The organism is Streptomyces anulatus (assembly GCF_000721175.1).
GTDB classification, from domain to species: Bacteria; Actinomycetota; Actinomycetes; order Streptomycetales; family Streptomycetaceae; genus Streptomyces; species Streptomyces anulatus_C.
Genome location: NZ_JOEZ01000033.1, coordinates 46,289 through 69,929 on the forward strand (window position 1 = coordinate 46,289; position 23,641 = coordinate 69,929).

The following is a 23,641-nucleotide window of genomic DNA, read 5'->3' on the forward strand; positions in this document are numbered from 1 at the left end:
CATGACCGCCGCGTCATCCGCCGGCGCCCGCCGCCCGTCCCTCCTGTTCGTCACCGATCTCGCGTACGAGGCGCGCGGCCGCCGCTACTGCGACGAGGACATCTACCTCGGCTCCCGGCTGCGCGAGGAGTTCGACGTCGCGCTGTGCCATCCCCGGGACGCGGCCGCGCTGCTGGAGGGCTTCGACATCGTGCTGATCCGCAACAGCGGACCCGTGCTGCACTACCGGGAGGCGTACGACGCGTTCCGCGCGCGGGCGCGGGAGCTGCGGACGCCGGTCTACAACCCGCTGGGCGGGCGCGGCGACATGGCGGGCAAGGAGTATCTCGTCGAGATGAGCCGGGCCGGCCTCCCGGTCATCCCCACGGTGGACCGGGCGGCGGATCTGCCGGAGCTGCCCGACGTCCCGCAGTACGTGGTGAAGCCGAAGCTGGGGGCGGACTCGGTCGGGCTGCGGTTCGTCACGGCGGCGGAGGCCCGGGCCGAGCTGGAGCGGGCGGCCGAGGGCTCCCTGCTCGTACAGCCGCGGATCGGCTTCCGCCACGAGGTGTCCTTCTACTTCGTCGACCACGACTTCCAGTACGCGCTGTACGCCCCGGATCCGGAGCGGCGCTGGGTGCTGGAGCCGTACGCGGCGAGCGCGCAGGACCTGGAGTTCGCCCGGCGCTTCATCGCCTGGAACTCCCTCACGCACGGGATCCAGCGGGTCGACGCCTGCCGGGCGCCGGACGGCGCGCTGCTGCTCGTGGAGCTGGAGGACCTCAATCCGTATCTGTCGCTCGACCGGGTCGGCGAGGACGTCCGGGAGGCGTTCGTGACCAGGCTGAAGGCGTCGATCGCCGCGCTGCCCCGTCCGGCCCGCTCCCGCATGCGGGGGCGTGGGGCCGGTGTGAGGGTGCAGAGGTGACCACTGCCAGCGAGCATGCCCCCGCCGCGCAGCGTGCCGCCGGGCAGCCGCCCGTCCTCGACCGGCGGCGGCGCAACATCGTCTTCGCCACGATCGTGCTCGGCATGCTGCTCGCCGCGCTGGACCAGACGATCGTGGGCACGGCCCTGCCGACGATCGTCTCGGACCTGGGCGGCGCCGCGCACATGTCGTGGGTGGTCACCGCCTATCTGCTGGCCGAGACGGTGGCGACCGTCCTGGTCGGCAAGTTCGGCGACCTGTTCGGGCGAAAACTGGTCTTCCAGGTCTCGGCGGTCATCTTCATCACGGGGTCGTTCCTGTGCGGCCTCGCGTCGGACATGCTGCTGCTGATCATCTGGCGCGGTATGCAGGGCATCGGCGCCGGCGGCCTCATGGTGACGTCGATGGCGCTGATCGCGGATGTGATCCCGCTGCGCGAACGGGGCAAGTACCAGGGCGCGATCGGGGCGGTCTTCGGCATCTCGACCGTGATCGGGCCACTGCTCGGCGGGCTGTTCACCGACCACCTCACCTGGCGCTGGGCGTTCTACGTCAATGTGCCGATCGCCATCGTGGTGGTGATCGCCGCCGCCCGGAACATCCCGTCGGTGAAGGCGGCCGGCCGGCCGGTCATCGACTATGCCGGAATCGCACTGGTCACCGTCGGGGCGAGCGCGCTGATCCTGGCGACGAGCTGGGGCGGGAACGAGTACGCCTGGGGCTCGCCCGTGATCATCGGACTGTTCGTCGCCGGGCTGATCGCCCTGACGCTGTTCTGTCTGGTGGAGACGCGGGCGAAGGAGCCGATGCTGCCCATGCGGCTGTTCCGGAACCCGGTGTTCACCGTCTGCTCGATCCTCAGCTTCATCGTGGGATTCGCGATGCTGGGCTCGATCATCTTCGTGCCGACCTACCTCCAGTACGTGGACGGGGACTCGGCGACGCTCTCGGGGGTGCGGACGCTGCCCCTGGTCGCCGGTCTGCTGGCCGCCTCGATCTTCAGCGGCAACGTGGTGAGCAAGACGGGCCGCTACCGGGTGTTCCCGATCGTGGGGACGCTGGTCATGGCGGCGGGGCTGTTCCTGCTGTCCCGGATGGGGCCGGAGACCGGCGTCCGGCTGGAGTCCCTGTACATGGTGGTGCTGGGGCTCGGCATCGGCCTGGCCATGCAGGTGCTGACGATCGCCGTGCAGAACACCGTCGACTACGAGGACCTGGGCACGGCCACCTCGGGCGTGACGTTCTTCCGTACGCTGGGCAGCGCCTTCGGCACGGCGGTGTTCGGCACCATCTACGCCAACGCGCTCAAGCCGAACCTCACCGACGGCGTCGCGCGGGCGGTCGCCGCCGGCGGCGATCCCGCGGTCCTGTCCGGCGCCTCGCAGAGCCCGCAGGCCCTGCACGCGCTGCCCGCCGCCCAGTCGGAACCGCTGGCGCTGGCCTACGCGGACACGCTGCACACCGTGTTCCTGTGGACGGTGCCCATCGCGCTGATCGGCTTCGTCGTGGCGCTGTTCCTGAAGGAGGTGAAGCTGCGGGACTCGGCACGGCTCGGGTCGACGGACATGGGCGAGGGCTTCGCCCAGCCGGGCAGCGGGGACTCGGCGAAGCTCCTCGAGTACTCGGTGGCCACGATCCTGCACGGCGCGGGCCCGGACACCGCCCGGCGGATCACCGCCGGGTCGGACACCCGCCTGGACATGGCGGGCGCCTGGGCGGTGATGCAGGTGGACCTGTTCACCCGGATGGTCGGCCATGCGGGCCTCGGGCTGATCGCCGCCCGGCACCGTATCCCGCCGGAGGTGCTGGTGCCCGTCTTCGACCGGATGATCGAGGAGGGCTATCTGACGGGCGACGGCCGGCTCTTCTCGCACACGGCGGCGGGCCGGCGCGAGGCGGCGGTGATCTCCGACGCCTGGGGCCGCTGGCTCAACGACCGGCTGGCCGAGGACGGCGCCCGCCCGGACGACCGTCAGCTCCGGGCCACCGTGGACGTGATCGCCAAGCGGCTGCTGGCGGAGGACCTGGCCCAGGAGCTGTCCCCCGCGGCCGGCCCCGGCGGCTCGACGCGGGTGGGGGCCCCGGTCTGAGTCGGCTGCTCGGCCCGCTCCCGGTCGCCACTCCCGTGCGGGCGGGTCAGTGCTCCCAGGACCGGGGCGCTCCGGCGCCTCCCACTGCGCGCGGAGCAGGCCGAGGACCGCGTTCCCGCGCGGCGTACGGCGCCACTGCCCCGTCCTCGTCCATGCGCGGATCGTACGGTCGGCCGGGAAACGGATTTCGGGTGTCCGGGGCGCCGTTCAGTCGACGAAGACGGCGGTCGAGTAGACCCAGGCGCCCTCGTGCCGGACGAAGCGGCTCTTCTCGTGGAGGGAGTCGGGGCGGCCGTCGTCGGTGTAGTGGGCGCGGAAGGTGACCGTTCCGGTGGAGTGGAAGGCGCTGCCCTCGGTGGTGTCCAGGATCTCCAGGCGTACCCAGCGCATCGCCGGGTCGAAGTCGACGCCGGGCGGCCGGGTCCCGGGGTGCCAGGTGCGCAGCAGATAAGCGGCGTCCCGGACGACGAAGGCCGCGTAGCGCGAGCGCATCAGGGCCTCACAGGCCGGCGCGGCGGCGCCGCCGGAGTGGAAGCGGCCGCAGCAGTCCCCGTAGGCGGCGGGCAGGCCGCAGGGGCACGGGGAGGCGGAGGTGATCCGCGGGGCGGCGGGCCCCCGGGGCCGGGAGGTGCGTCGTGACATGGGTCCATTGTGACGCGGGGCGGCGGGCTCAGCGGGCCGGGGCGAAGCGGCGGCGGTATTCGGTGGGCGTCAGCCCGGTACGGCGGCGGAGCTGGGTGCGCAGGCTGGTCGCCGTGCCGAGTCCGCTGGCGCGGGCGATCACGTCGAGGCGTTCCTCGCCGCGCTCCATGAGGCGGCGGGCGAGGGTCACGCGCTGCTCGGTGAGCCAGGCCAGCGGGGTGGTGCCGAGCTGGGCGCGGAAGCGGCGGTGGAGGGTGGCGGGGCTGACGGCGGCGCGGGCGGCGAGCGCCGCCACGTCCAGGCCGTCGGCCAGGTGCTCGCCGGCCCACTCCAGGAGCGGCCCGAGCGAGGCGTCGGAGGTCCCGGGGACGGGATGCTCGACGAACTGGCGCTGACCGCCGTCCCGGTGGGCCGGGTGGACGAGCCGTCTGCTGACGGCCGCCGCGGTCTCGGCCCCGTGGTCGGCGCGGACGAGATGGAGGGCGGCGTCCAGGGCGGCGGCGCTGCCGGCCGCCGTGATCACCTGCCCGTCGTCGACGAAGAGGACGTCCGGGTCGAGATCGACCCGCGGGTAGCGAGCGCTGAAGGCGTCCGCCCATCGCCAGTGCGTGGTGGCCCGTCTGCCGTCCAGCACCCCGGCGGCGGCGAGGGTGAAGGTGCCGGTGCAGAAGCTGACGAGACGCGCGCCGCGGGCGTCGGCGCGCCGGATCGCCGCGAGGACGTCCGGGTCGGGCTCCTCCAGCGGGTCGGGCCGGTTGGGCACGATGACGGTGTCCGCCCGGTCGACGGCCGTCAGCCCGGGGACGCCGGAGAGCTGGAAGAAGCAGGCGTGCATACGGATCGTGGGAGTGGGCGAGCAGAGGGTGAAGTCGTACCAGTCGACGGGCAGCTCGGGCCGGCGCAGGCCGAAGAGCTCGGTCGCCACACCCATCTCGAACGGGTTGGAACCGGCCGAGACGATCATCACCACCCGGTGCGAGGTTTCTTTCGCCATATGCGATTCGTAGCACTCACGGGCGGCGGGGTCCAGCACCCAGGATGGAGCTCATGAGCAACGAGAACGCGGGGCGGCCCGCCACCGAGCCGATTGAGCTGAGCGCGGCCCTGGCCTCCTTCGAGGCGCTGTGGAGTCCGCGCATCGTGACCCGGGTCAACGACTACGACGTACGTGTGGCCAAGGTGTCCGGCGAGCACGTGTGGCATGTGCACGAGGACACTGACGAGTTCTTCCTCGTGCTGGACGGAACGCTGGACATCGCTCTCCGCGGTGACCAGGGGGGCGGTGAGCGGTCCGTGACCCTGGAGCAGGGCGCGGTCTTCGTCGTCCCGCGCGGTGTCTGGCACCTGCCCCGTTCCGGTCGCGGCGCCTCGATCCTCCTCTTCGAACCGTCGGGTACGTCGACGGTGGGCGATGCGCACGACGAGGTGCCCGGGCATGTGGACGCCACGACGGGACACGCGCTCGGCGCCTGAGAGCCTGTCGGGTGGCCTGCGTCCGCCCGGTCAGAGGTCACCCGACAGGCTCTGAGCACGTACGGGTCAGAGCTTGCGCGCGACGCCCGCGTATCCGGGGATCGGCTCGTCGCCCGGGACGTCGATGACCTCGCCGAGTTCCGGATGCCACGCGGCGGAGAGCGTGACGCCCGGCTCGACCAGTTCGAGGCCGTCGAAGAACGCCGTGAGTTCGGCATGGCTGCGGGGCCGCAGCGTCATGCCGCGCGCCTTGTACATCGCCCGTGCCTGTGCGGCGCCCTCCGGGTTGAAGTCGCCGGTGGTGTGCGAGAGCACCAGATAGCTGCCGGAGGGAAGCTGCTCGACCAGCTTGTCGACCAGTTCGCCCGCGCCGTCCTCGTCGTCGATGAAGTGCAGCAGCGCCAGCAGCGACAGGGCGATCGGCCGGTCGAAGTCCAGGACCTTGCCGGCCTGCTCCAGGATGGTCTCGGGCTTGCGGGCGTCGGCCTGGATGTACTCGGTGGCGCCCTCGGGTGTGGAGCGGAGCAGGGCCGCCGCGTGGGCGAGAACGATCGGGTCGTTGTCGCAGTAGACGACGCGCGCGTCGGGCGCGGCCCGCTGGGCGATCTGGTGGAGGTTCGGCTCGGTGGGTATGCCGGTGCCGATGTCCAGGAACTGGCGCACCCCGTTCTCGGCGAGCCAGCGGGTGGCCCGGTGCATGAACGCCCGGTTGACCCGCGCCATGTCACGGCCCCGCGCGTCCAGGGTGAGCAGCTGACGCGCCATCTGTTCGTCGACCGGGTAATTGTCCTTGCCGCCGAGGAACCAGTCGTACATCCGCGCCGGATGCGGCTTGCTGGTGTCGATCTCGATGGAGTGGGGTTCTTGCCCGGTCATGGCTCGCTCCGTGGTCAGTGGTCCGTACGTCGGCGACGGGAATCGGACGAGGGAAGGTGCGGGGTGGTGCCCAAGTGCTCTGCCGGGCCTGCCCCTTCGGCGGGCCCTCCGGTGCCCGGACAGAGTACGGCGGGCGGTCTCAGGTGAGAAGGAAGTCCGCCTGGCCGGCCTTGGCGCCCTGGATGAACGCGGCGATCTCGCCGTTGGAGTAGATGAGAGCGGGGCCGTCCGGGTCGGCCGACTGGCGTACGGCGACCCGCCCGTCGGCGAGTTTCATGGCCTCGATGCAGTTGCCGCCGTTCCCGCCGCTCCACGGCTTGTACCAGCCTTCGGAGCCGAGGTCAGCGGCGGGCATGCCGTTGTATATGTGGTTCATCACAGCTCCTCGCGGAAGTCCCGGAGGGCTTCCTTCGTGCGTTGTGCAGTCGCGGCCTGAGCCGCCATGCGGTCCATGACTTCGAGGTAGGAGGCCACCTCGGGTCGGGCGTCGAAGTAGACGGCTCCGGTCAGGTACTCGCTGTAGACCATGTCGGGGAGTTCGGGAACGGCGAAGCGGAAGAGGACGAACGGACCGTAGGTTCCCGGGTGGTGGCCGGTGGCGAACTCCGCGATCTGCAGCGTGACGTGGGGAAGTTCCGTGGCTTCGAGCAGCTTGTCGATCTGCCCGCGCATCACCTGCGGGCTGCCGACGGGCCGCCGCAGGACGGTCTCGTCCATGATCGCCCACAGTCTGGGGGCGTCGTCCTTGGCCAGCAGGGACTGACGCTCCATACGCAGCGCCACATGGCGCTCGATGTCCTCGGGGCGGGTCTGGCCGATCGCTCCGGTCCGCATCACGGAGCGGGCGTAGTCCTCGGTCTGGAGCAGTCCGGGCACGAAGTGCGGCTCGTACATGCGCAGCAGGCTCGCCGCACCCTCCAGGCTGACGTACATGCTGAACCAGTCGGGCAGGACGTCGTGGAAACGCTGCCACCAGCCCGGCTTGTTCGCCTCCTCCGCCAGCTCGACGAAGGCGTCGGCCTCCTGTTCGGCGACGCCGTACGCCTTCAGCAGCGACTGGACGTAGGGGATCTTCAGCCCGACCTCGGCCGTCTCCATTCTGCGTATCGTCGCCGGAGCGACCCTGAGCACTTTCGCCGCCTGGTCACGGGTCAGGCCGACACGCTCACGCAGATCCTGCAGGCGCTTGCCGAGAACGACCTGGCCCACGGTAGGGGCGGACCGCGGTTCGCTCACTTCAGACCTCCCCATGCGCTGTTTTGCGAGCAGTGTGCCATGCGTGCGCCCCCAACGACACAGTCACTCTGGAAATTTCAGAGTGCCCCTTGCCAAGTGTCATCGTCAGGGGGAGAGTTGACTCCCGAACCAGTTCGCTCAGTCACGTCCGTCCCCGATCACCCGGGGAGCGAAGCGTGACGCAGCCCCCACTGTGAGGAATCGGTCGTGGCACCTGGCAGTGCGCTCATCCCCCGGCTCATGGACCTCAGTCCCGGGACGGAGGCGCTCCGTTACTGCTTCGCGCTGCCGGCGCAACCCGAGTCGGTGGCCGGCGCGCGCGAGCTGACGCGGGCCCGGCTGGACGCCTGGAAGCTGGGCAGCGACGCCTGTGACGCGGCCGTCCTCATCGTCTCCGAGCTGGTGACCAACGCGGTCGTGCACACCGCGAGCACCCGGGTGGTGTGCGAGCTGAGCCACCTCGGCAGACGCCTGCGGATAGCCGTGCAGGACCAGGGGCACCAGCCCGGCGGCCCTCGGCTGCGCCGCTCGTCCGACGACGAGCACGGCCGTGGTCTGCTCCTCGTCGACGCGATGAGCAGCGCCTGGGGTTCGCACGACGCCGGTGACGCCTCGGGGCGCATCGTCTGGGCGGAACTGCCGCACGATGCCGGGCGACCGTCCGGCACGGAGCGGCCGTGCTGAGGAACGCGCTGTCCCGGCTGCGCGCGGCGCATCGGGGCCGGACACCCGAGCAGGCGACCGGCGGCCGGGTGCGGCTGGCCCTGCCGGCCTCGATGACCGCCAGCCTGGGCTGCGACGCGGTCGGAGTGCCCGCCCGGCACGGTTTCCGCCTGATGTCCCATCTGCCGCGCACCGGATGCGTGTTCGCCGACGCGGACCGCTGGTGGTGGATCGTCCCGGCCGGCTCCGACCTGGATCTCGACTGGCCCGAGCAGGTGACGTACGCGCGGGACGCGGACGTGCCCGGCGGGCGGCCCCGGTTGATCCACGCGCCGGAGGGCCTCACTCCGTACACCCCGCCCATTCCGCTCTTCCTGATGGTCTGCCAGGTGACGGGGGTGGCGCCGAGCTGGGCCGCCGCCGGTACGCCGAGCGTCGTGTCCGCGCCGTAGGAAGGCGGCGGCTCAGGGCCGGTCGAGGTAGGCGAGCCCCGGGTGGACCTCGGTGTACCGGTCGGCCAGCCGCCGGGCCACGGTCACGGAGTCGACCAGCGGGTGCAGCGAGAAGGCCCGGACGGCCGCCGCGCGGGACCCGCTCTCCGCCGCCTCCAGCACCGCCCGCTCGACGGCCTTCACGGCGGTGACGAGGCCGACCGCGTGGTACGGGAGGGGCGAGACGGCCACCGGGTGGGCTCCGTTGGCGTCGACGAGGCAGGGCACCTCGACGACGGCGTCCGCGTCCAGGGCCGCGAGGGCCGTGCGGTTGCGGACGTTGAGGATCAGGCAGGTGCGTTCGTTGCGGGCGACGGCCCGCATCAGGGCGAGCGCGACCTGTTCGTAGCCGCCGGACTCCAGGTCGCTCTCCTGGCGCTCCCCCGCCCCGGCGACCTCGCGGCTCTCCGCCATGTACGTCGCCTCGCGTTCGGCGCGGCTGCGGTTCCAGGTGTCCAGGGCGGGGGTGCCGGGCTCCCGCATGCGGGCGTAGAAGCCTTCCTGGTGGTCCCGGAGGAAGGCGCCCCGGGTCTGTTCGGCGTTCCGGTAGGCGCGGACGGTTTCCCGGTTGAAGTAGTAGTAGTGCAGGTATTCGTTGGGGATCGCACCCAGCGACCGGAGCAGCTCGGCGCCGAAGAGGCGGCCCTGCTCGAAGGATTCGAGCAGCTTCGGGTCGGCGAGCAGCCGGGGCAGTTCGTCCCGCCCGTCCACGTACAGCCCTCGCACCCACCCGAGGTGGTTGAGCCCGGCGTAGTCGATCCAGGCCCGGTCCGGGTCGGCTCCCAGGACGCGGGCGATGCGCCGCCCCAGCCCGACCGGCGAGTCGCAGATCCCGATGACCCGGTCGCCCAGGTGGCGCGACATGGCCTCGGTGACGAGGCCCGCAGGGTTGGTGAAGTTGATGACCCAGGCGTGCGGGGCGAGCCGGGCGATGCGCCGGGCGAGGTCGATGGCGACGGGGACGGTGCGCAGCCCGTACGCGATGCCTCCGGCGCCGACGGTCTCCTGGCCGAGCACGCCTTCGTCGAGGGCCACCCGTTCGTCGGCGGCGCGTCCGGCCAGACCGCCGACGCGGATGGCGGAGAAGACGAAGTCGGCGCCGCGCAGTGCCTCGTCGAGGTCGGTGGTGACGACGACGGCGGGGGCGTCCGCGATGCCCCGCCCCTGTTCCTCCAGGACGCGGGCGACGGCGGTGAGCCGGTCGGCGTCGGTGTCGTACAACGTGACCCGGGAGACGCGGCCCTCGGCGTGATCGCCGAGGAGGGCCCCGTACACGAGAGGCACCCGGAATCCGCCACCGCCAAGAATTGTCAGCTTCACGCTGCTCGATGGTACGGGCACGTCCGGGCTCCCCGGCTGCTGCCCACGCGGGCACGTCCGGGCTCCGGCGGGTGCCCGCACCGACAGGTCCGGGCTCCGGCTCCCTGTGGTGCCCGCGCCCGGTCCGGGCGCGGGGACGCGGCGGCCCCGGGCCCGTGGGCGTGATCCGGGGCCGCCGCGGCCGGACGGTCGACGACGTGTCAGTAGCCGCTCCACCAGCGGGCGACCGCCTGCCAGAGCCTTGCGGGGGCGGCCGGGCGGCGCGGCTGCGGGATCGTCGCCACCGGAGCGGGTTCGGAGGCGGGGGCCGGTTCGGAGGCGGGGGGTGCGGCCGGGGCGGGCCGGGGGGCCGCGCCCTGGGCGTGGACGGGCTGCGCCCCGGCCGCCTCGTGCCGGGGCTCGGGGACGGACCTGGCCGGGGAGGAGATCTCCCAGGCGTCGGCCGGGCGGGCGGTACGGGCCATCACCGAGAGCGGGTCGGCGTCCAGCTCCTGCTGCGGACTGGGGGCGAACTTCACCGGCAGCTCGACCAGGTGGCGGGAGATGATGTTGCCCACCCGGCGCAGCTCGCTCTCGCCGACGCCGAGTTCCATGCCGGGCAGGCGCATCAGCAGGGCGTCGACGCCGACGTCGGCGATGGCGCGGCCGATATCCTGTCCCGGGCACTCGTGGGGGCCGCCGCTGAAGGCGAGGTGGGCGCGGTTGCCGCCCATGTCGGCGCCCAGGTCCGGGCGGACGGTGGGGTCGGTGTTGGCCGGGGCGATCCCGACGAGCAGGGCGTCGCCCGCCTTGATCTGCTGGCCGCCCAGCTCGGTGTCGCCGACCGCCCAGCGGCCGAAGACCGCGGTGAACGGCGGCTCGTCCCAGAGGGTCTGCTCCACCGCCTCGGGCACGGTCATGTGCCCGCCGCTGAGCCGGGCGCGGAAGCGCGGGTCGGTCAGGACCATGCGCAGCACGTTGGCGATGAGGTTGGCCGTGGACTCGTAGGCGGCGATCATGATGAGGCGCAGATGCTCGACGACCTCGGTGTCGGTCATCGTCGCGGGGTGCTCGACGAGCCAGGAGGCCAGGTCCGGCGCGGATTCGGCGCGGCGCCGCTCGACCAGGCGCGTCAGCACGGACACGATGTGGGCGTTGCTGGCCACGGCGGTCTCGGTGCCGCGGGTCATGTCCCGGGCCGCCTGGACGAGGCGCTCGTCGTACTCCTCGGGCATGCCGAAGATCGCGCACACCACCATCATCGGCAGATGCTCCGCGAACTGGCTGACCAGGTCCGCCGTGCCCTTCTCGCAGAAATCGTTGACGAGGCGGTTACTGAAGCGGTTGATGTGGCGGCGGACGCCGCGGGTGTCGATGCGCTCCATGCTGTCGGTGACCGCGCCGCGCTGGCGTTCGTGCTTGGCGCCGTCGGCGAACACGCAGACGGGCTGCCAGGTGAAGATCGGGGCGAGCGGGTGGTCCGGGGCGACGCTGCCGTCCTGGAGGGCGCGCCAGCGCCGTGAGTCCCGGGAGAACTGGGACGGCGTACGGGTGACGTGGAGGTTCTCGCTGTGGCCGAGCACCAGCCAGGCGGGCACGTCGCCGTGGAGCAGGACCGGGGCGACCGTGCCGTGTTCGGCGCGGAGCTTGTCGTAGAGGCCTGCGGGGTTGTTCTCCGCCTCGGGGCCGTAGAGCCGGCGCAGTCCGCCGGGGCCGACGTCGAGGTTGTGGGCCGGACACTGGGGCGGCGGCACGGCGCCGGGTTCGTGGTGGAAGGGGGTTGTCACAGGGGCTCCAGGGATCAGGATTCCAGGGCTGGTGCACAAGCGGGCGGGACGGGCTGGACGGGCGGGCGGTTCGGGCGCGGAACGGGCCGGACCGGACCGGGGGCGTACGCCGGGGGATGGCGCGCGCCCCCGGTCAGGGATCCGGTCGTGGATCCGGGCCTCCGGGGACGTCCCGAAGCCGACCGGGACGTCCCGGAGGTGAGCCCTCGGCGTCAGGCGAGCGGGACGGCCAGGCTGTGCAGATAGCGCATCAGGGTCATCAGCACATCGCGGCTGGAGGCCCGCAGCCGGGCGTCGCAGTCGATCATCGGGACCTCGTCCGGCAGGTCGAGGGCCCTGCGCAGGGCCTCGACCGGGTGGTTCGGCGCGTCGGGGAAGGTGTTCACGGCCACCACGAACGGCACTCCGCGCTCCTCCAGCCGGCCGATGACGTCGAAGCTGACTTCGAGCCGTCTCGTGTCGATGAGGACGACCGCGCCGAGAGCACCCTCGAAGAGGCCGTTCCACAGGAACCAGAAGCGTTCCTGGCCGGGGGTGCCGAACAGATAGAGGATCAGTTCCTCGCTGAGGCTGATCCGGCCGAAGTCCATGGCGACGGTGGTGGCGGTCTTCGTCTCCACCCCGGCGTTGTCGTCCACGCCGACGCCGGCCTGGGTCATGGTCTCTTCGGTCGTCAGTGGCCGGATCTCGCTCACCGAGCCGACCATGGTCGTCTTGCCGACGCCGAACCCGCCGACGATCACGACCTTCACCGCGGCGGTGGCCGTGGTGGGAAGGACGTCCTCGCTGCGGGGGCCGGCGATCGTGTCAGAGCTTCTGAAGTCCATGCATCACCGCTTCGAGAAGGGACCTGTCGGGGAGGGTGGCGCGGACGACCGGCGCGCGCGACTCGATGAGTTCGGTCGCGAGGAGATCGCTCAGGAGCGAGGTGACCACGCTGAACGGCAGCCTGAGGTAGGCCGAGATCTCGGCGACGGACAGGGGGGCCTGGCAGAGCCGCAGGATGGCCGCCTGCTCGGGCTGGAACGTCGGCGAGGGCTCCGCCTGTGCGACGACCATCGTGACCAGGTCGAGCGCGGCCCGTTCGCTGTCGTCGAGATCACCGGTGATCACGTACAGCCGTTCCGGATCGAGGAGATCCGGATCGGCCTTGCGGCGTTCTCGTCGAGGTCCACTCATCCGGACTGCCCGCCGTGGCGGGGCGGACTGGTCAGGTGGGCTCCGATCCGCACGACCATGTCCCGCATCCGGGCGCCGACGAGTCCGGCGTCGACGGTCTCGCCGGCCAGGACCGCGAGATAGGCGCCGGTGCCGGCCGCCATCAGGTAGAAGAACCCGCCCGTCACCTCGATGACGACGAGCTTCATGAGGCCGTCGCTGTACGGGATCTCGGTGGCCACCGCGGCGGCCAGGCTCTGCAGTCCGGCGCAGGCCGCCGCGAGCCGGTCGGCGACGTCGGGATCGCCACCGTGCATCGCGATGCGCAGGCCGTCCGAGGAGAGCACCACGATCTGGTGGATGCTCGGAACGTCGTCGGCCAGTTCCTTGAGCATCCAGTCCATGTTTCCCCGCTGCTGGATCACTTCAGGTCTCCCTTGTCCCACGCGTCATCGGAGTCTTCGCCGTGCTTTCGTTCCTGCGGTACGCCGTTGACGGCCTTGGTGAAGGCCTCCAGCCACAGGCCGGGGGGCTTCTCCTCGCCGTGTCCGTCGTCCGCGCCCTCGTCCCGGCCGGGCTGGAACCCGTTCGTGGGGGCGGGGGGCGGCGGGGGCTGCTGCGGGAGGTTGTGCGAGCCGAGCGGGGCGCGGCCCCGGCTGCGGCGCTGCGGCAGCCCGTTCTCGGTCCACTCGGTGACCACGGGCAGGTCGTCCTCCATGGCCGCCGCGGGAACGGCCGGGCGCGGGGCGGCCGCGGGAGCGCCGGTGGAGACCGGTGCGGCGACGGACGGCACGGGGCCGGTGGCGGCGGGCTTGGGCTTGGGCTTGCGCTTGCCGGGGGGCGGCACCACGTGCTGGAGCTGCGACATGTCCAGGGAGCTGGTGGGCCGCGAGGTGGCGCCGATGCCGTGGGCGATGCCCGGGGCGGGCCCGGTGGTGATCATGTCGCGCGGCACGATGAGGACGGCGCGGACGCCGCCGTACGCCGACTGACGCAGCGACACCTGGAGCTGGTACATCCGGGAGAGCCGGCCGACGACGGCCATGCCGAGGCGGGGGGACTCCCCGAGGTCGTTCATGTTGATGCCGGCCTGAGCCTGGGCGAGCATGTTCTCGGCCCGGGCGCGGGCCTCCTCGCTGAGGCTGACGCCACCGTCCTCGATCTCGATGGCGATGCCGGTCTGCACCTCGACCGCGGTGACGTGCACCCGGGTCTGGGGAGGCGAGTAGCGGGTCGCGTTGTCGAGGAGTTCGGCGCAGGCGTGGATGAGCGGTTCGACCGAGGTGCCGACGATGGCGACCTTGGCGATCGAGTGCAGATCGACGCGCTGGTACTCCAGGATGCGGGACATCGCGCCGCGCAGCACGCTGAACAGCGGTACGGGCTTGGGCCACTGGCGGCTCGGGCGGGCGCCGCCGAGCACGGCGATGGAGTCGGCGAGGCGGCCGATCAGCGCGGTGCCGTGGTCGATGCGCAGCAGGTCGTCGAAGACCTCGGGGTTGCGCCCGTAGTGGTCCTCCATCTCCCGCAGTTCACTGGCCTGACGGTGCACGATCGCCTGGACGCGGCGGGCGACGCTGACGAAGGCGCGCTGAGCGGAGTCACGCCGCGCCTCCTCGTTGTCGATGACTTCGAGGACCTGGTGGATCTGCTCGCGCAGCGCCTTGGGCAGATGGCGGTTGGCCACGTCCGCGTCGACGATGTCGCGCATCACTTCCTCGGGCGAATTGCCCACGCGCAGCCGCCGGATGGCGGCGGGCATGACCTCCTTGGTGAGCCGCACCGTCTCGGAGTCGTGCGAGAGGATGCGGTGTTCCAGGTAGGCGATGCGCTGTTCGTACTGCGCGCGCTGGACGCGCATGGCATGCCGGCGGCGGTGCAGCGCCACGGTGAGTGCGGCGACCACGAGCGTGGTGATCGCGCCGCACACGGCGACTGGTATCCGCGCGGCCGGTGCGACCAGGGCCGATCCGGCGGCGGTGACGCCGAGGAGCAGGACCACGGGCGGCAGGACTACGCGGACGACAGGAATCTCTCTGTCGGTCGGCGGTGATTCAACACGGACCATCTAAAACCCTCTGGCGGTTGATTCCGGGATGTATGCGCACGTGAGCGGAGACTCAGGAACAAGTGCTCGAATTCATCTCAACTCGACTTCACTGCGCGTGAGCTTAGCCAGATCAGAACAGTGCTTCGGCATATTCACCCAACCCCCTGCGGATGCCCGCCGAGAGGAATACACTCACCAGTTTTTGCACTCAGCGCTGTGGAGCGTGCGCGAGGAGTGACAGTCTCCGGAAGTTGCTGTTCCGGAAAGCTCACCGTTCCCGAGAACGGTACGAACACCTCCACCCAAAAGCGCCGTACGGGACAACTCATCGCAAAGGTCCTGCTCTTCGCCCCGCAGAGCAGGACAGAAGCACAGGTGATCGAACCGGATCGAAAGGTGCAGATTCCTGACCGGCAGGCGGGTGGCGCGCGAAGTCGCCGTGCTGACGCGTATACGGACGCCCCCGCCGCGCACGGCGGACCCCATCCGCCACGTACGCTCCGATCGCCCGGCACGGGGGCGCCGGACCGGGAATCATGTCGGTCGGCGGCACACCGACGGTGACGAGAAGGAGCAGGCGGGAACATGAGCATGACGGCGGCCGGCGACTACACGATCACATCGCTGGACACGGGACTCCGGGCCCTGCGGCTCTTCCTCACCCATGACACCCTCACCGTCAGCGAGGCCGCCGAGCGGCTGTCCGTCGGGCGGTCCACCGCTCACCGGGTGCTGAGCACCCTGGAGAGCAGGGGGTTCGCCATCCGCGACACGTCGGGGCGGGGTTACGCGGCGGGGCCGGAGCTGGTGCGGCTCGGCCGCCCCGCCGGGTTCGGCCCGGCAGCCCGCGGCCGGCTGCGGCCGGTGCTGGACGACGCCGTCGCGCGGACGGGCGAAACGGTGCACAGCGTGGCGCTCATCGGCGATCAGGTCGTCGTCACCGACGGCCGTGAGTCGCCCCATCCGGTGCGGGTGGCCCTGGAGTTGGGCTGGACCGGGCCGGCCCACGCGGAGGCGGGCGGCAAGCTGCTCCTGTCCCGGATGACGGCTGACCAGGTGTGCGCGCTGTATCCGCGGGAGGAGCTGGAGCCGCTGACGCCGCACACCCTCACCTCGCGTACGGCCCTGCTGGACGAGCTGGCGCTGATCCGGCGCACAGGGCACGCGGTCAGCCGGGGCGAGTCGGTCCCCGGCATGACCGCGGTCGCCGTCTCCCTGGGCGGGTCCAGCTGGCGGGACCGGCTCGCTCTGGTGGCCGCCGCCCCCGCCGACCGGTCCGACGAGACCGCGACGGCCGAACGGGCGTCCCTGCTCGGGGAGTCGGCCGCGTCGGCGCCCCCCGCACACCCCGGCTGAGCCGGCCCGCCAAGTCAGCGTCGGGCGCCGCCGAGGCGCCCCTCCAGCTGGACGAGCAACTCGCTCAGCCGGGAGCCGAGTTCGTCGCGACCGTCCGCGTCGAGGCCGGCGAGCACCGCGCGTTCGTAGGCGAGCTGCTCGGGCAGCAGCCGGTCGACCAGGGCCCGGCCCTCGTCGGTGAGGCGGACATGGGCGACCCTGCGGTCGCGGTCGTCGCCCCGGCGGTCGACCAGAGCGCGGTCCTGGAGGGCACGCAGCCGCTTGGTGACGGCGGCTCCGGAGGAGAAGGTCTCGCGGGCCAGCTCGCCGGGGGTCAGCTCCCGGTCCGTGCGGCGTACGGCGCCGAGCAGGTCGAATTCGGCGCGGGTCAGTCCGGCGGAGCGCAGCGGGGCGTCCTCCGCCTGCTGGAGCAGGGCGGCGCAGCGGTTGATCCGGCCGATGATCTCCATCGGTCCGGTGTCGAGCTCGGGGTTGACGGCCTGCCACTGCCGGACCACCGAGGCAACGATGTCGTCGGTCACTCCGCTCCGATCGAAGGGGCGTGGACCGTGGGCCCGCGCCGTTGTGCTGTCGCGGCGAGCGTACGGTGTCCGGCCTGCTCGGCCGCGAGAAGGCGCTGCTCGGGCAGGGCGCGCTGCCACCATTCGCCCGCCGCGGTGTCACCCGCCTCGCGCAGTTCGACGAGGCTCGCCGTGAGCGGTCGGCGGGAGGGCGCGGACGGAGGGCCGCCGAGGCCGTACGGATGCATCACTCACCCATATGCGTTAACGGGTATTACACCTGTAAATAATCAACTTCGCCACCCCTCCCCGCAGGAGATCGCCGCGACAGGGCCGGACCCCTGTCGCAGCACCCGGTGACTCGGGCACACTGTCCCGCGGACAGCGGCCATATTGTTTGAATCTTCATGTACCCACTACGATGGCGGGCGATGACCAGGGTGAGCACGCGGACCGACCGGCAGCGGTACCGCTCCCATGCGCCCCTCGCCCTGGGCTGGGTGTTCTTCCTGCTGTCCATGCTCTTCTGCTGTTCGGTCACCACAGCGTCGGCCACCGTGCCGGTCGCGGCCGGCGCGAGTGCCGTCCACGCGTTCACCCCGGCGCCCTCTTCGGACTTCGAGCCGGTCTTCATGGCCACCGCGGCGGACCACGGGCTCGGGTCGTCGTGCCACGGCGGCTCGACGCACACGGCGGCCGTCGTGCTGCCGGCGTCGTCCGCCCCCGTGGCCGTCCCCTCCTCCGTGGCCTTCGTCCCCGCCGCCCCGCTCACCGGTGCGGCGGCCATCCGGGGTCCCGCGCACGACGGTGTGCGTTCCGTCGATCAACTGCGCCTTCAGGTCCAACGGGTCTAGAGGCCGGATCCGCTCTCCCGCCGCGCCCTGGCGCCGGTTCACCGGGAGCGGCTTTCCGCATGCCCCGCACCCCTCCCCCTTCATGCACCGTCCCGTATGCATCGGTTGAACGACGAGGACTTCCCATGGCTTCCCCCAAGAACCAGAACAACCCGGCCTCGGCGCGTCGCGCCAAGCTCGAAGAGGCGCGCCGCAAGGAGCGCGCCCGCGAGCGCCGTGGCCGCGTCATCACCATCGGCGCGTCGGTGGCCGTCGTCGCCGCCCTGGTCGCCGGAGGCGGCTATCTGATGGCGCAGGCGAACGAGAAGGACGAGAAGGAGGAGCAGGCCAGGACCTCGCCCGTCACCGGCGAGCGCAGCTGGGACAAGCTGACGCAGGAGCACGTGGCGACCAAGGTCGACTACCCGATGAACCCGCCCGTCGGCGGCGACCACAACCAGGTCTGGATGAACTGCAACGCGGACGTCTACACCGACGAGATACCGAAGGAGAACGCCGTGCACTCGCTGGAGCACGGCGCGGTCTGGGTCACGTACAACGACAAGGCCTCGGACGCGGACATCGAGGCGCTCACGAAGAAGGTCAAGTCCACCCCGTACTCCCTGATGAGCCCGGTCAAGGACCAGAAGGACCCGCTGATGCTCAGTGCGTGGGGCAAGCAGGTCACCATCAAGAGCGCCTCGGACGAGCGCGTCGCACAGTTCTTCACCAAGTACGTGCAGGGCCCGCAGACCCCTGAGCCGGGGGCCGCCTGCACCGGCGGGCTGGACAAGTGACCGTCCTGGCGCCTTCCGGCTCGACCCGTCGGATGGTCATCGCGGGGGCCTCCGTGCTGCTCGTGGCGCTGGGGCTGGTGGCGCTGATGGTCGTACGCCCCTCCGCGGCCTCCCCGTCCGGGGCGTCCTCGGCGGCGCGGTCCGCTCCGGCGGAGGACTCCGTGGACGCGGGCTTCGCCCGGGACATGGCGATCCACCACCAGCAGGCGGTCGAGATGTCGTTCATCGTGCGGGACCGCAGCGACGACGAGGACGTGCGGCGGCTCGCGTACGACATCATCAACACCCAGGCCAACCAGCGCGGCATGATGCTGGGCTGGCTGGAGATGTGGGGGTTGCCGAAGAGCGCGGCCGGGCCGCCGATGGAGTGGATGGGGCACGCCCTCACCCCGGCCGGCGACGGTTCGCTGATGCCGGGCATGGCCACCGACGCGGAGCTGGCGGCGCTCACGGCCGCGAAGGGCGAGAAGGCCGAGGTGCTGTTCCTGCGGCTGATGACCGTGCACCACCGTGCGGGTGCCGATATGGCGCGGGCCGCCGCGGGTGCGGCGAAGACGGACGCCATCCGGAACCTGGCGGCGGGCATGGTCCGCGGCCAGCAGTCGGAGATCGGCCTGATGGCGGACATGCTGACGGCCAGGGGCGCCAAGCCCTGAGCGGAGCCTGAAGAGGGGCGGGGGGGGGGGCGGGGGCCCGGGCGGGCCCCCCCCCCCCCCCCCCCCCCCCCCCCCCGCCGATGCCCCCCGCCGTTTCCGCGCCCCGCCCGGAACGCCCCACAACCCTGGCGCCGGACCCGCAGGACACACCGGCGGCCACCAAGGCAGCGGGTTCCTCACCGAGTCGGGCAAGACGTTCAGCGGGCACGCGGGCCGCCCCGGCACCGCGCTCAAGGTGGCCCGCACCGGTCCGGCCGGGCTCGGCGTGGAGATCAACATCGATTACGTGTCGGTGTGCGTGGTGGACCTGGCGGGCACCGGCCGGGTCCGGCAGACCGAACACCTCGACAACCGGGGCGCCTCCGCCGGGGAGGCCCTGGCGCGGGCGGCCCGGATCGCCGCGCGGACCCTGGAGTCGGCGTACGAACAGGAGCTGCGCCCGGTGGGCGCGGCGCTGGCGCTGCCGGGCCTCGTCTCCGGCGGCTCGGTGCGGCAGGCCCCCAACCTCGGCTGGAACGAGGTCCCGGCGCAGGAGCTGTTCGCCGACGCGCTGACCGCCCTGCGCCCCGGCCACCCGGCGCTGCCGGTCGCCTCGGAGAACGAGGCCAATCTCGCGGCGCTGGCCGAGCTGTGGTTCGGCGGGCTGGACGACGTGCGCAGCTTCCTCTATCTGACCGGGGAGATCGGGGTCGGCGGCGCGCTCGTCCTGAACGGGGAGCTGCTGCGCGGGGCGCACGGTTTCGCCGGGGAGATCGGCCATGTGGTGGTGGATCCGGCGGGTCCGGAGTGCCGGTGCGGGTCGCGGGGGTGCCTGGAGCAGTACGCCGGGCAGGCGGCGCTGTTGCGGGCGGCCGGGGTCGAGGACCTCGGCGGCGCGTCCGGGGTGCTGGAGCTGGAGCGGCGCGCGGAGGCCGGGGACCCGCGCGCGGTGGCCGCGGTCGCTGAGGCGGGGCAGATGCTGGGCCGGGTGCTGTCGGGGGCGGTGAACCTGATCGACCCGGACGCGGTGGTGCTCGGCGGGATCTACCGGGGCCTGATGCCGTGGCTGGCACCGCCCGCCGACGAGGAGCTGACCGGCCGCGTGGTGTCGGGGCTCTGGGCCCCGGGCAGCGGCCGGCTCCGGGCGTCGTCGGTGGCGGGCGACGCGGCGCGGGGCGCGGCGGCGCTCGTGGTGCAGGACGTGCTGGACGATCCGGTGGCGTACGCGGAGCCGTCCGGCGGGTGAGCCGGGCCCGGACGGACCCGGCTCAGCCGGTAGGCCAGCCCCCGGCTCACCCGGTACGCCGACGGCCATGGTCTTCCCGGTACGCCGATGGCCCCGGTTCGCCCGGTACGCCAACCGCCTCGGCACACCCGGTACGCAAACGACCATGGTTCCCGCGGCACGCCACCGCCTCGGCACACCCGTACGCCGACGGCCGTGGTTCCCCCGGCACGCCAACGGCCAGGGTTCGCCCGGTACGCCAACCGCCCCGGCACACCCGGTACGCAAACGACCATGGTTGCCCCGGTACGCCAACGGCAAGGGTTCCCCCTGTACGTCAACCGCCCCGGCTCACCCGGCGCGTCAGCGCACGGCGAGCAGGTGGTCCATGGCGAGCTGGTCCAGCGCCTCGAAGGCCATGCCGCGTTCGGCGGCGGCGTCCACGTCGAAGTCCTCGTAGGCGCTGCGGTCGGCGAGGAGGCTCGCCAGGCCCTCGCCGGCGGTGGGACGCGCCAGTTCGTCCAGGCGGGACGCGCGCAGGGCCGCCCGCACCTCGGGGTCGGCGCGGAAGGCGGCGGCCCGCTCCTTGAGGATGAGGTAGTTGCGCATGCAGCCCGCGGCCGAGGCCCAGACCCCGTCGTAGTCCTCGGTGCGCGGGGGCTTGAAGTCGAAGTGGCGGGGTCCTTCGTAGCCGCTCTCCAGCAGGTCGACGAGCCAGAACGCCTGGCGCAGGTCGCCCGCGCCGAAGCGCAGGTCCTGGTCGTACTTGATGCCGGACTGGCCGTTGAGGTCGATGTGGAAGAGCTTGTCCGCCCACATGGCCTGGGCGATGCCGTGCGGGAAGTTGAGCCCGGCCATCTGCTCGTGCCCGGTCTCCGGGTTGACGCCGACCAGCTCGGGGCGCTCCAGGCGCTCGATGAAGGCCAGGGCGTGGCCGATGGTGGGCAGCAGGATGTCGCCGCGCGGCTCGTTCGGCTTGGGTTCGATGGCGAAGCGGAGGTCGTAGCCCTGCTCGACGACGTACTCGCCCAGCAGGTCGAAGGCCTCCTTCATCCTGTGCAGCGCGAGGCGGACGTCCTTCGCCCCGCCGGACTCGGCGCCCTCGCGGCCGCCCCACGCCACGAACGTGGTCGCGCCCAGTTCGACGGCGAGGTCGATGTTGCGCAGGGTCTTGCGCAGTGCGTAGCGGCGTACGCCACGGTCGTTGGCGGTGAACCCGCCGTCCTTGAAGACCGGGTGGGTGAAGAGGTTCGTCGTCACCATGGGCACCACGAGCCCACTGCTGTCGACCGCCTGCCGGAAGCGCTTGACGATCGCCTCGCGCTCCGTCTCCGGCGCCCCGAAGGGGATCAGGTCGTCGTCGTGGAAGGTCACGCCCCAGGCGCCCAGCTCCGCGAGCCGCTGCACCGACTCGACGGGGTCGATGGCCGCGCGGGTCGCGTCGCCGAAGGGGTCCCGGCCCTGCCAGCCCACGGTCCACAGCCCGAAACTGAACTTGTCCTCAGGGGTGGGGGTGAAGCGTTCCGTCATCGTCGTCCGACCGCCTTCGTCTGCCGTCGGGACGCCTGGCGGAAGCCCGGCACCCCTATTTGTTCAGTGTCATGATTAATCAAGCACACCGTACCCCGGGCACGGAACCCCCTTGCCGCACGGAGCACCTCCGGCCCCCTGTGCAGGTGGCTGCGCATCCCGTAATTTGTTCGTGCCGCAGCCGAATGATCAGCACCCGTGCCACCCAGCACCCGCAGCGTGAAAGAGGCCCCCATGCCGTCACCCGCCGTCGTCATCGGCGTGGACAGCTCCACCCAGTCCACCAAGGCCGCCTTCATCGACGCCGTGACCGGCGAGCAGCTCGCCGTGGGGCGCGCCCCGCACGTGGTCACCGGCGAGGGCGGGGCCCGGATGAGCGATCCGGAGATCTGGTGGCGGGCCCTGTGCGAGGCGGTGGCCACCGGGCTGAAGGAGTCCGGCCTCCCCGCGCGCGCGGTCACCGGCATCGCGGTCGCCGGGCAGCAGCACGGGCTCGTCGTACTGGACGGGGCGGGCCGGCCGCTGCGCCCGGCGCTGCTGTGGAACGACACCCGCTCCGCTCCGCAGGCCGCCGCTCTCACCGAGGCGTTCGGCGGGCCCGAGGCCTGGACGGAGCGGACCGGATCGGTGCCGGTGGCGTCCATCACGGCCTCCAAATGGCAGTGGCTGCGCGAGAACGACCCCGCGAGCGCCGCGAACGCGGCTGCGGTCCGGCTCCCCCACGACTTCCTGACCGAGCGCCTCGCGGGCGTCGCCGCCACCGACCCGGGGGACGCATCGGGCAGCGGCTGGTACTCCACCGCGACCGGCGCCTACGACCCCGACCTGCTGGAGCTCCTCGGCCTCGACGCGGCCCTGCTCCCGGAGGTCGCGCCCACCGGGGCGGCCCGGATCGGCTCGCTCACCGAAGCGGCGGCCCGCGCGCTCGGGCTGCCCGCGGGCATCGCGGTGGCGGCCGGTACCGGCGACAACATGAGCGCCGCCGTGGGCCTCGGGCTGGGCGGCGACGGGCTGCTGGACCACCCGGCCCTCAGCCTCGGCACCTCCGGCACGGTGTTCGCCGCCTCCCGCACCCGGCCCACGTCCACCGCGCTGAACGGGTTCGCCGCCGCCGACGGCACGTACCTCCCACTGGCCTGCACCCTCAACTGCACGCTCGCCGTCGACAAGGTGGCCGCCCTGCTCGGCCTGGACCGCGAGGACGCGGCACCCGGCGGCGAGGCGGTCCTGCTCCCGTACCTCGACGGCGAACGGACCCCCGACCTGCCGACCGCCTCCGGGCTGCTGACCGGCCTGCGCCATGACACGACCCGGCGGCAACTGCTGGGCGCCGCCTACGAGGGCGCGGCCGTCACCGTGCTGCGGGCCATGGACGGACTGCTGTCGGCCTGCGGCCTCGACCCCGCCGCGCCCGAGGTCGCCGCCCGGCCGCTGCGCCTGATCGGCGGCGGGGCGCGGGGGCGGATGTGGGTGGAGACGGTGCGCCGGCTCTCGGGCCGCCCGCTCGTGATCCCCGGCAGCGGAGAGCTGGTGGCCTTCGGCGCTGCGGCGCTCGCCGCGTCGGCGGCGGGCGGCGGTGACCCGGTGGCGCTGGCGACGGCCTGGCAGAAGTCGGGGACGGACCGTCAGCTGCCCCCGGTGGAAAGGGACGTGGAGACCTGGGGGCGGGTCACATCGGTCCTTGAGCGTGCGTCCGGTCCCCTGCTCGGCGGTCCCTGACACCGCCGAGGGCCATCATGTCCTCGTTGAGGCCGACGGCGCGCGGAGTGCCGCCCTCGCTCCGGGCGGCGGCGCGCGACTGTGCGGACCGGCGGGCGGGCACCGGCGGCAGAACTCGGGCCGGTGCGTGTACGCCGAGCCGAGGGAAATCGACAGGGGGTTCTCCGCGTCGTCCGGCCGGGTCCACCGGCCGGTGCCGGCGTGGGCGTCGAAGCAGGGCCCGACGAAGGACACCGTCCCGCTGTCGGCCTTGTCGGCGCGGGGCCGCACGGCCCTGGTGAAGTTCCCCCCGGGCCCTGGACAGCGGGTGTTTACGCTGCGGGGGTGAGGTCTTGCCTGAGCAAGGTTCTCGTTTCGAGTGGGGTGACGTACCC

At 72.4% G+C, this 23,641-nt stretch carries 23 protein-coding genes and 2 pseudogenes; 11 read left to right on the forward strand and 14 right to left on the reverse strand.

Translation table 11 applies throughout. The features are described from left to right. Window position 1 precedes the first annotated feature (1 nt). On the forward strand, window positions 2–907 hold the full coding sequence (locus IG90_RS0130795) for an ATP-grasp domain-containing protein (RefSeq protein ID WP_051860321.1): 906 nt from the start codon (window positions 2–4) through the stop codon (window positions 905–907). After that, window positions 904–2,997, forward strand: coding sequence for an MDR family MFS transporter (locus IG90_RS0130800; RefSeq protein WP_030591801.1), 2,094 nt, complete (start codon window positions 904–906; stop codon window positions 2,995–2,997). The genes IG90_RS0130795 and IG90_RS0130800 overlap by 4 nt, the downstream gene beginning before the upstream one ends. Window positions 2,998–3,204: 207 nt before the next feature. Here the strand turns inward: IG90_RS0130800 and IG90_RS0130805 are convergent, their stop codons facing one another. Both IG90_RS0130805 and IG90_RS0130810 read right to left on the reverse strand, forming a co-directional pair. Continuing rightward, window positions 3,205–3,639 carry a YchJ family protein gene (locus IG90_RS0130805; protein WP_030591804.1) on the reverse strand — a complete coding sequence of 145 codons (435 nt, stop codon included), beginning with the start codon at window positions 3,637–3,639 and terminating at the stop codon, window positions 3,205–3,207. Between the two features lie 28 nt (window positions 3,640–3,667). Continuing rightward, window positions 3,668–4,633 carry a GlxA family transcriptional regulator gene (locus IG90_RS0130810; RefSeq protein WP_030591808.1) on the reverse strand — a complete coding sequence of 322 codons (966 nt, stop codon included), beginning with the start codon at window positions 4,631–4,633 and terminating at the stop codon, window positions 3,668–3,670. Between the two features lie 53 nt (window positions 4,634–4,686). Between IG90_RS0130810 and IG90_RS0130815 the strand changes: the two genes are divergently transcribed. Next, window positions 4,687–5,112, forward strand: coding sequence for a cupin domain-containing protein (locus IG90_RS0130815; protein ID WP_030591811.1), 426 nt, complete (start codon window positions 4,687–4,689; stop codon window positions 5,110–5,112). Window positions 5,113–5,178: 66 nt separating this feature from the next. Here IG90_RS0130815 and IG90_RS0130820 read toward each other — a convergent pair whose 3' ends face one another. The 3 genes from IG90_RS0130820 to IG90_RS0130830 form a co-directional block, all read right to left on the reverse strand. Further along, window positions 5,179–5,988, reverse strand: coding sequence for an SAM-dependent methyltransferase (locus IG90_RS0130820; RefSeq protein ID WP_030591814.1), 810 nt, complete (start codon window positions 5,986–5,988; stop codon window positions 5,179–5,181). A gap of 139 nt (window positions 5,989–6,127) precedes the next feature. Beyond that, a complete protein-coding gene (locus tag IG90_RS0130825; RefSeq protein ID WP_030573999.1) occupies window positions 6,128–6,364 on the reverse strand; it encodes a DUF397 domain-containing protein in 237 nt (78 codons plus the stop codon). After that, on the reverse strand, window positions 6,364–7,224 hold the full coding sequence (locus IG90_RS0130830; RefSeq protein WP_030591817.1) for a helix-turn-helix domain-containing protein: 861 nt from the start codon (window positions 7,222–7,224) through the stop codon (window positions 6,364–6,366). The genes IG90_RS0130825 and IG90_RS0130830 overlap by 1 nt, the downstream gene beginning before the upstream one ends. A 207-nt stretch (window positions 7,225–7,431) precedes the next feature. On the opposite strand from IG90_RS0130830, the gene IG90_RS0130835 reads away from it, so the two are divergent. Further along, window positions 7,432–7,908 (forward strand): ATP-binding protein, encoded by a 477-nt coding sequence (locus IG90_RS0130835; RefSeq protein ID WP_030591820.1) that lies wholly within the window; start codon window positions 7,432–7,434, stop codon window positions 7,906–7,908. After that, window positions 7,902–8,339, forward strand: coding sequence for a hypothetical protein (locus IG90_RS0130840; RefSeq protein ID WP_030591823.1), 438 nt, complete (start codon window positions 7,902–7,904; stop codon window positions 8,337–8,339). Before IG90_RS0130835 ends, IG90_RS0130840 begins: the two co-directional genes overlap by 7 nt. Before the next feature lie 12 nt (window positions 8,340–8,351). Here IG90_RS0130840 and IG90_RS0130845 read toward each other — a convergent pair whose 3' ends face one another. The 6 genes from IG90_RS0130845 to IG90_RS0130870 form a co-directional block, all read right to left on the reverse strand. Beyond that, window positions 8,352–9,698, reverse strand: coding sequence for a 6-phospho-beta-glucosidase (locus IG90_RS0130845; RefSeq protein WP_030591825.1), 1,347 nt, complete (start codon window positions 9,696–9,698; stop codon window positions 8,352–8,354). A 200-nt stretch (window positions 9,699–9,898) separates the two neighbouring features. After that, on the reverse strand, window positions 9,899–11,464 hold the full coding sequence (locus IG90_RS0130850; protein ID WP_030591828.1) for a cytochrome P450: 1,566 nt from the start codon (window positions 11,462–11,464) through the stop codon (window positions 9,899–9,901). Between the two features lie 212 nt (window positions 11,465–11,676). Next, window positions 11,677–12,291 (reverse strand): GTP-binding protein, encoded by a 615-nt coding sequence (locus IG90_RS0130855; RefSeq protein ID WP_030591831.1) that lies wholly within the window; start codon window positions 12,289–12,291, stop codon window positions 11,677–11,679. Then, window positions 12,272–12,643 carry a DUF742 domain-containing protein gene (locus IG90_RS0130860; RefSeq protein WP_030591834.1) on the reverse strand — a complete coding sequence of 124 codons (372 nt, stop codon included), beginning with the start codon at window positions 12,641–12,643 and terminating at the stop codon, window positions 12,272–12,274. Before IG90_RS0130860 ends, IG90_RS0130855 begins: the two co-directional genes overlap by 20 nt. Continuing rightward, window positions 12,640–13,047, reverse strand: a complete 408-nt coding sequence (locus tag IG90_RS0130865; protein WP_006128841.1) for a roadblock/LC7 domain-containing protein — start codon at window positions 13,045–13,047, stop codon at window positions 12,640–12,642. Before IG90_RS0130865 ends, IG90_RS0130860 begins: the two co-directional genes overlap by 4 nt. Next, window positions 13,044–14,690: a sensor histidine kinase gene (locus tag IG90_RS0130870; protein ID WP_030591837.1), complete on the reverse strand. Its 1,647-nt coding sequence runs from the start codon at window positions 14,688–14,690 to the stop codon at window positions 13,044–13,046. Before IG90_RS0130870 ends, IG90_RS0130865 begins: the two co-directional genes overlap by 4 nt. A gap of 567 nt (window positions 14,691–15,257) precedes the next feature. On the opposite strand from IG90_RS0130870, the gene IG90_RS0130875 reads away from it, so the two are divergent. After that, window positions 15,258–16,028 (forward strand): IclR family transcriptional regulator, encoded by a 771-nt coding sequence (locus tag IG90_RS0130875; RefSeq protein WP_233436129.1) that lies wholly within the window; start codon window positions 15,258–15,260, stop codon window positions 16,026–16,028. A gap of 14 nt (window positions 16,029–16,042) precedes the next feature. On the opposite strand, the gene IG90_RS0130880 is transcribed toward IG90_RS0130875, so the two are convergent. Beyond that, window positions 16,043–16,549: a MarR family winged helix-turn-helix transcriptional regulator gene (locus IG90_RS0130880; protein ID WP_030591842.1), complete on the reverse strand. Its 507-nt coding sequence runs from the start codon at window positions 16,547–16,549 to the stop codon at window positions 16,043–16,045. After that, window positions 16,546–16,737: pseudogene (locus tag IG90_RS0130885) on the reverse strand (FUSC family protein); the annotation flags it as partial. The pseudogene IG90_RS0130885 and the gene IG90_RS0130880, both read right to left, overlap by 4 nt. A gap of 222 nt (window positions 16,738–16,959) precedes the next feature. On the opposite strand from IG90_RS0130885, the gene IG90_RS0130890 reads away from it, so the two are divergent. The 4 genes and pseudogenes from IG90_RS0130890 to IG90_RS0130905 all read left to right on the forward strand — a co-directional run. Then, window positions 16,960–17,382 carry a hypothetical protein gene (locus IG90_RS0130890; protein WP_030591848.1) on the forward strand — a complete coding sequence of 141 codons (423 nt, stop codon included), beginning with the start codon at window positions 16,960–16,962 and terminating at the stop codon, window positions 17,380–17,382. A 125-nt stretch (window positions 17,383–17,507) separates the two neighbouring features. Next, window positions 17,508–18,158, forward strand: coding sequence for a thioredoxin-like domain-containing protein (locus IG90_RS0130895; protein ID WP_030591850.1), 651 nt, complete (start codon window positions 17,508–17,510; stop codon window positions 18,156–18,158). Continuing rightward, window positions 18,155–18,814 carry a DUF305 domain-containing protein gene (locus tag IG90_RS0130900; RefSeq protein ID WP_030591852.1) on the forward strand — a complete coding sequence of 220 codons (660 nt, stop codon included), beginning with the start codon at window positions 18,155–18,157 and terminating at the stop codon, window positions 18,812–18,814. Before IG90_RS0130895 ends, IG90_RS0130900 begins: the two co-directional genes overlap by 4 nt. 166 nt (window positions 18,815–18,980) lie before the next feature. Next, window positions 18,981–20,039, forward strand: a pseudogene (locus IG90_RS0130905) (ROK family protein); the annotation flags it as partial. A 342-nt stretch (window positions 20,040–20,381) separates the two neighbouring features. On the opposite strand, the gene xylA reads toward IG90_RS0130905, so the two are convergent. Next, window positions 20,382–21,548, reverse strand: a complete 1,167-nt coding sequence (gene xylA, locus IG90_RS0130910) for a xylose isomerase (protein ID WP_030591856.1) — start codon at window positions 21,546–21,548, stop codon at window positions 20,382–20,384. A gap of 234 nt (window positions 21,549–21,782) precedes the next feature. Here xylA and xylB point away from each other — a divergent pair, with 234 nt between their 5' ends. Next, window positions 21,783–23,267, forward strand: a complete 1,485-nt coding sequence (gene xylB, locus IG90_RS0130915) for a xylulokinase (protein WP_030591858.1) — start codon at window positions 21,783–21,785, stop codon at window positions 23,265–23,267. Window positions 23,268–23,641: the final 374 nt, after the last annotated feature.

Bases quoted from the DNA above. Each gene is read 5' to 3' on its own strand.
- IG90_RS0130795 (WP_051860321.1), top strand. From the start codon at position 2: ATGACCGCCGCGTCATCCGCCGGCGCCCGCCGCCCGTCCCTCCTGTTC.
- IG90_RS0130820 (WP_030591814.1), bottom strand. From the start codon at position 5,988: ATGACCGGGCAAGAACCCCACTCCATCGAGATCGACACCAGCAAGCCG.
- IG90_RS0130855 (WP_030591831.1), bottom strand. From the start codon at position 12,291: ATGGACTTCAGAAGCTCTGACACGATCGCCGGCCCCCGCAGCGAGGAC.
- IG90_RS0130825 (WP_030573999.1), bottom strand. From the start codon at position 6,364: ATGAACCACATATACAACGGCATGCCCGCCGCTGACCTCGGCTCCGAA.
- IG90_RS0130870 (WP_030591837.1), bottom strand. From the start codon at position 14,690: ATGGTCCGTGTTGAATCACCGCCGACCGACAGAGAGATTCCTGTCGTC.
- IG90_RS0130805 (WP_030591804.1), bottom strand. From the start codon at position 3,639: ATGTCACGACGCACCTCCCGGCCCCGGGGGCCCGCCGCCCCGCGGATC.
- IG90_RS0130815 (WP_030591811.1), top strand. From the start codon at position 4,687: ATGAGCAACGAGAACGCGGGGCGGCCCGCCACCGAGCCGATTGAGCTG.
- IG90_RS0130895 (WP_030591850.1), top strand. From the start codon at position 17,508: ATGGCTTCCCCCAAGAACCAGAACAACCCGGCCTCGGCGCGTCGCGCC.
- xylB (WP_030591858.1), top strand. From the start codon at position 21,783: ATGCCGTCACCCGCCGTCGTCATCGGCGTGGACAGCTCCACCCAGTCC.
- xylA (WP_030591856.1), bottom strand. From the start codon at position 21,548: ATGACGGAACGCTTCACCCCCACCCCTGAGGACAAGTTCAGTTTCGGG.
- IG90_RS0130810 (WP_030591808.1), bottom strand. From the start codon at position 4,633: ATGGCGAAAGAAACCTCGCACCGGGTGGTGATGATCGTCTCGGCCGGT.
- IG90_RS0130860 (WP_030591834.1), bottom strand. From the start codon at position 12,643: ATGAGTGGACCTCGACGAGAACGCCGCAAGGCCGATCCGGATCTCCTC.
- IG90_RS0130875 (WP_233436129.1), top strand. From the start codon at position 15,258: ATGAGCATGACGGCGGCCGGCGACTACACGATCACATCGCTGGACACG.
- IG90_RS0130890 (WP_030591848.1), top strand. From the start codon at position 16,960: ATGACCAGGGTGAGCACGCGGACCGACCGGCAGCGGTACCGCTCCCAT.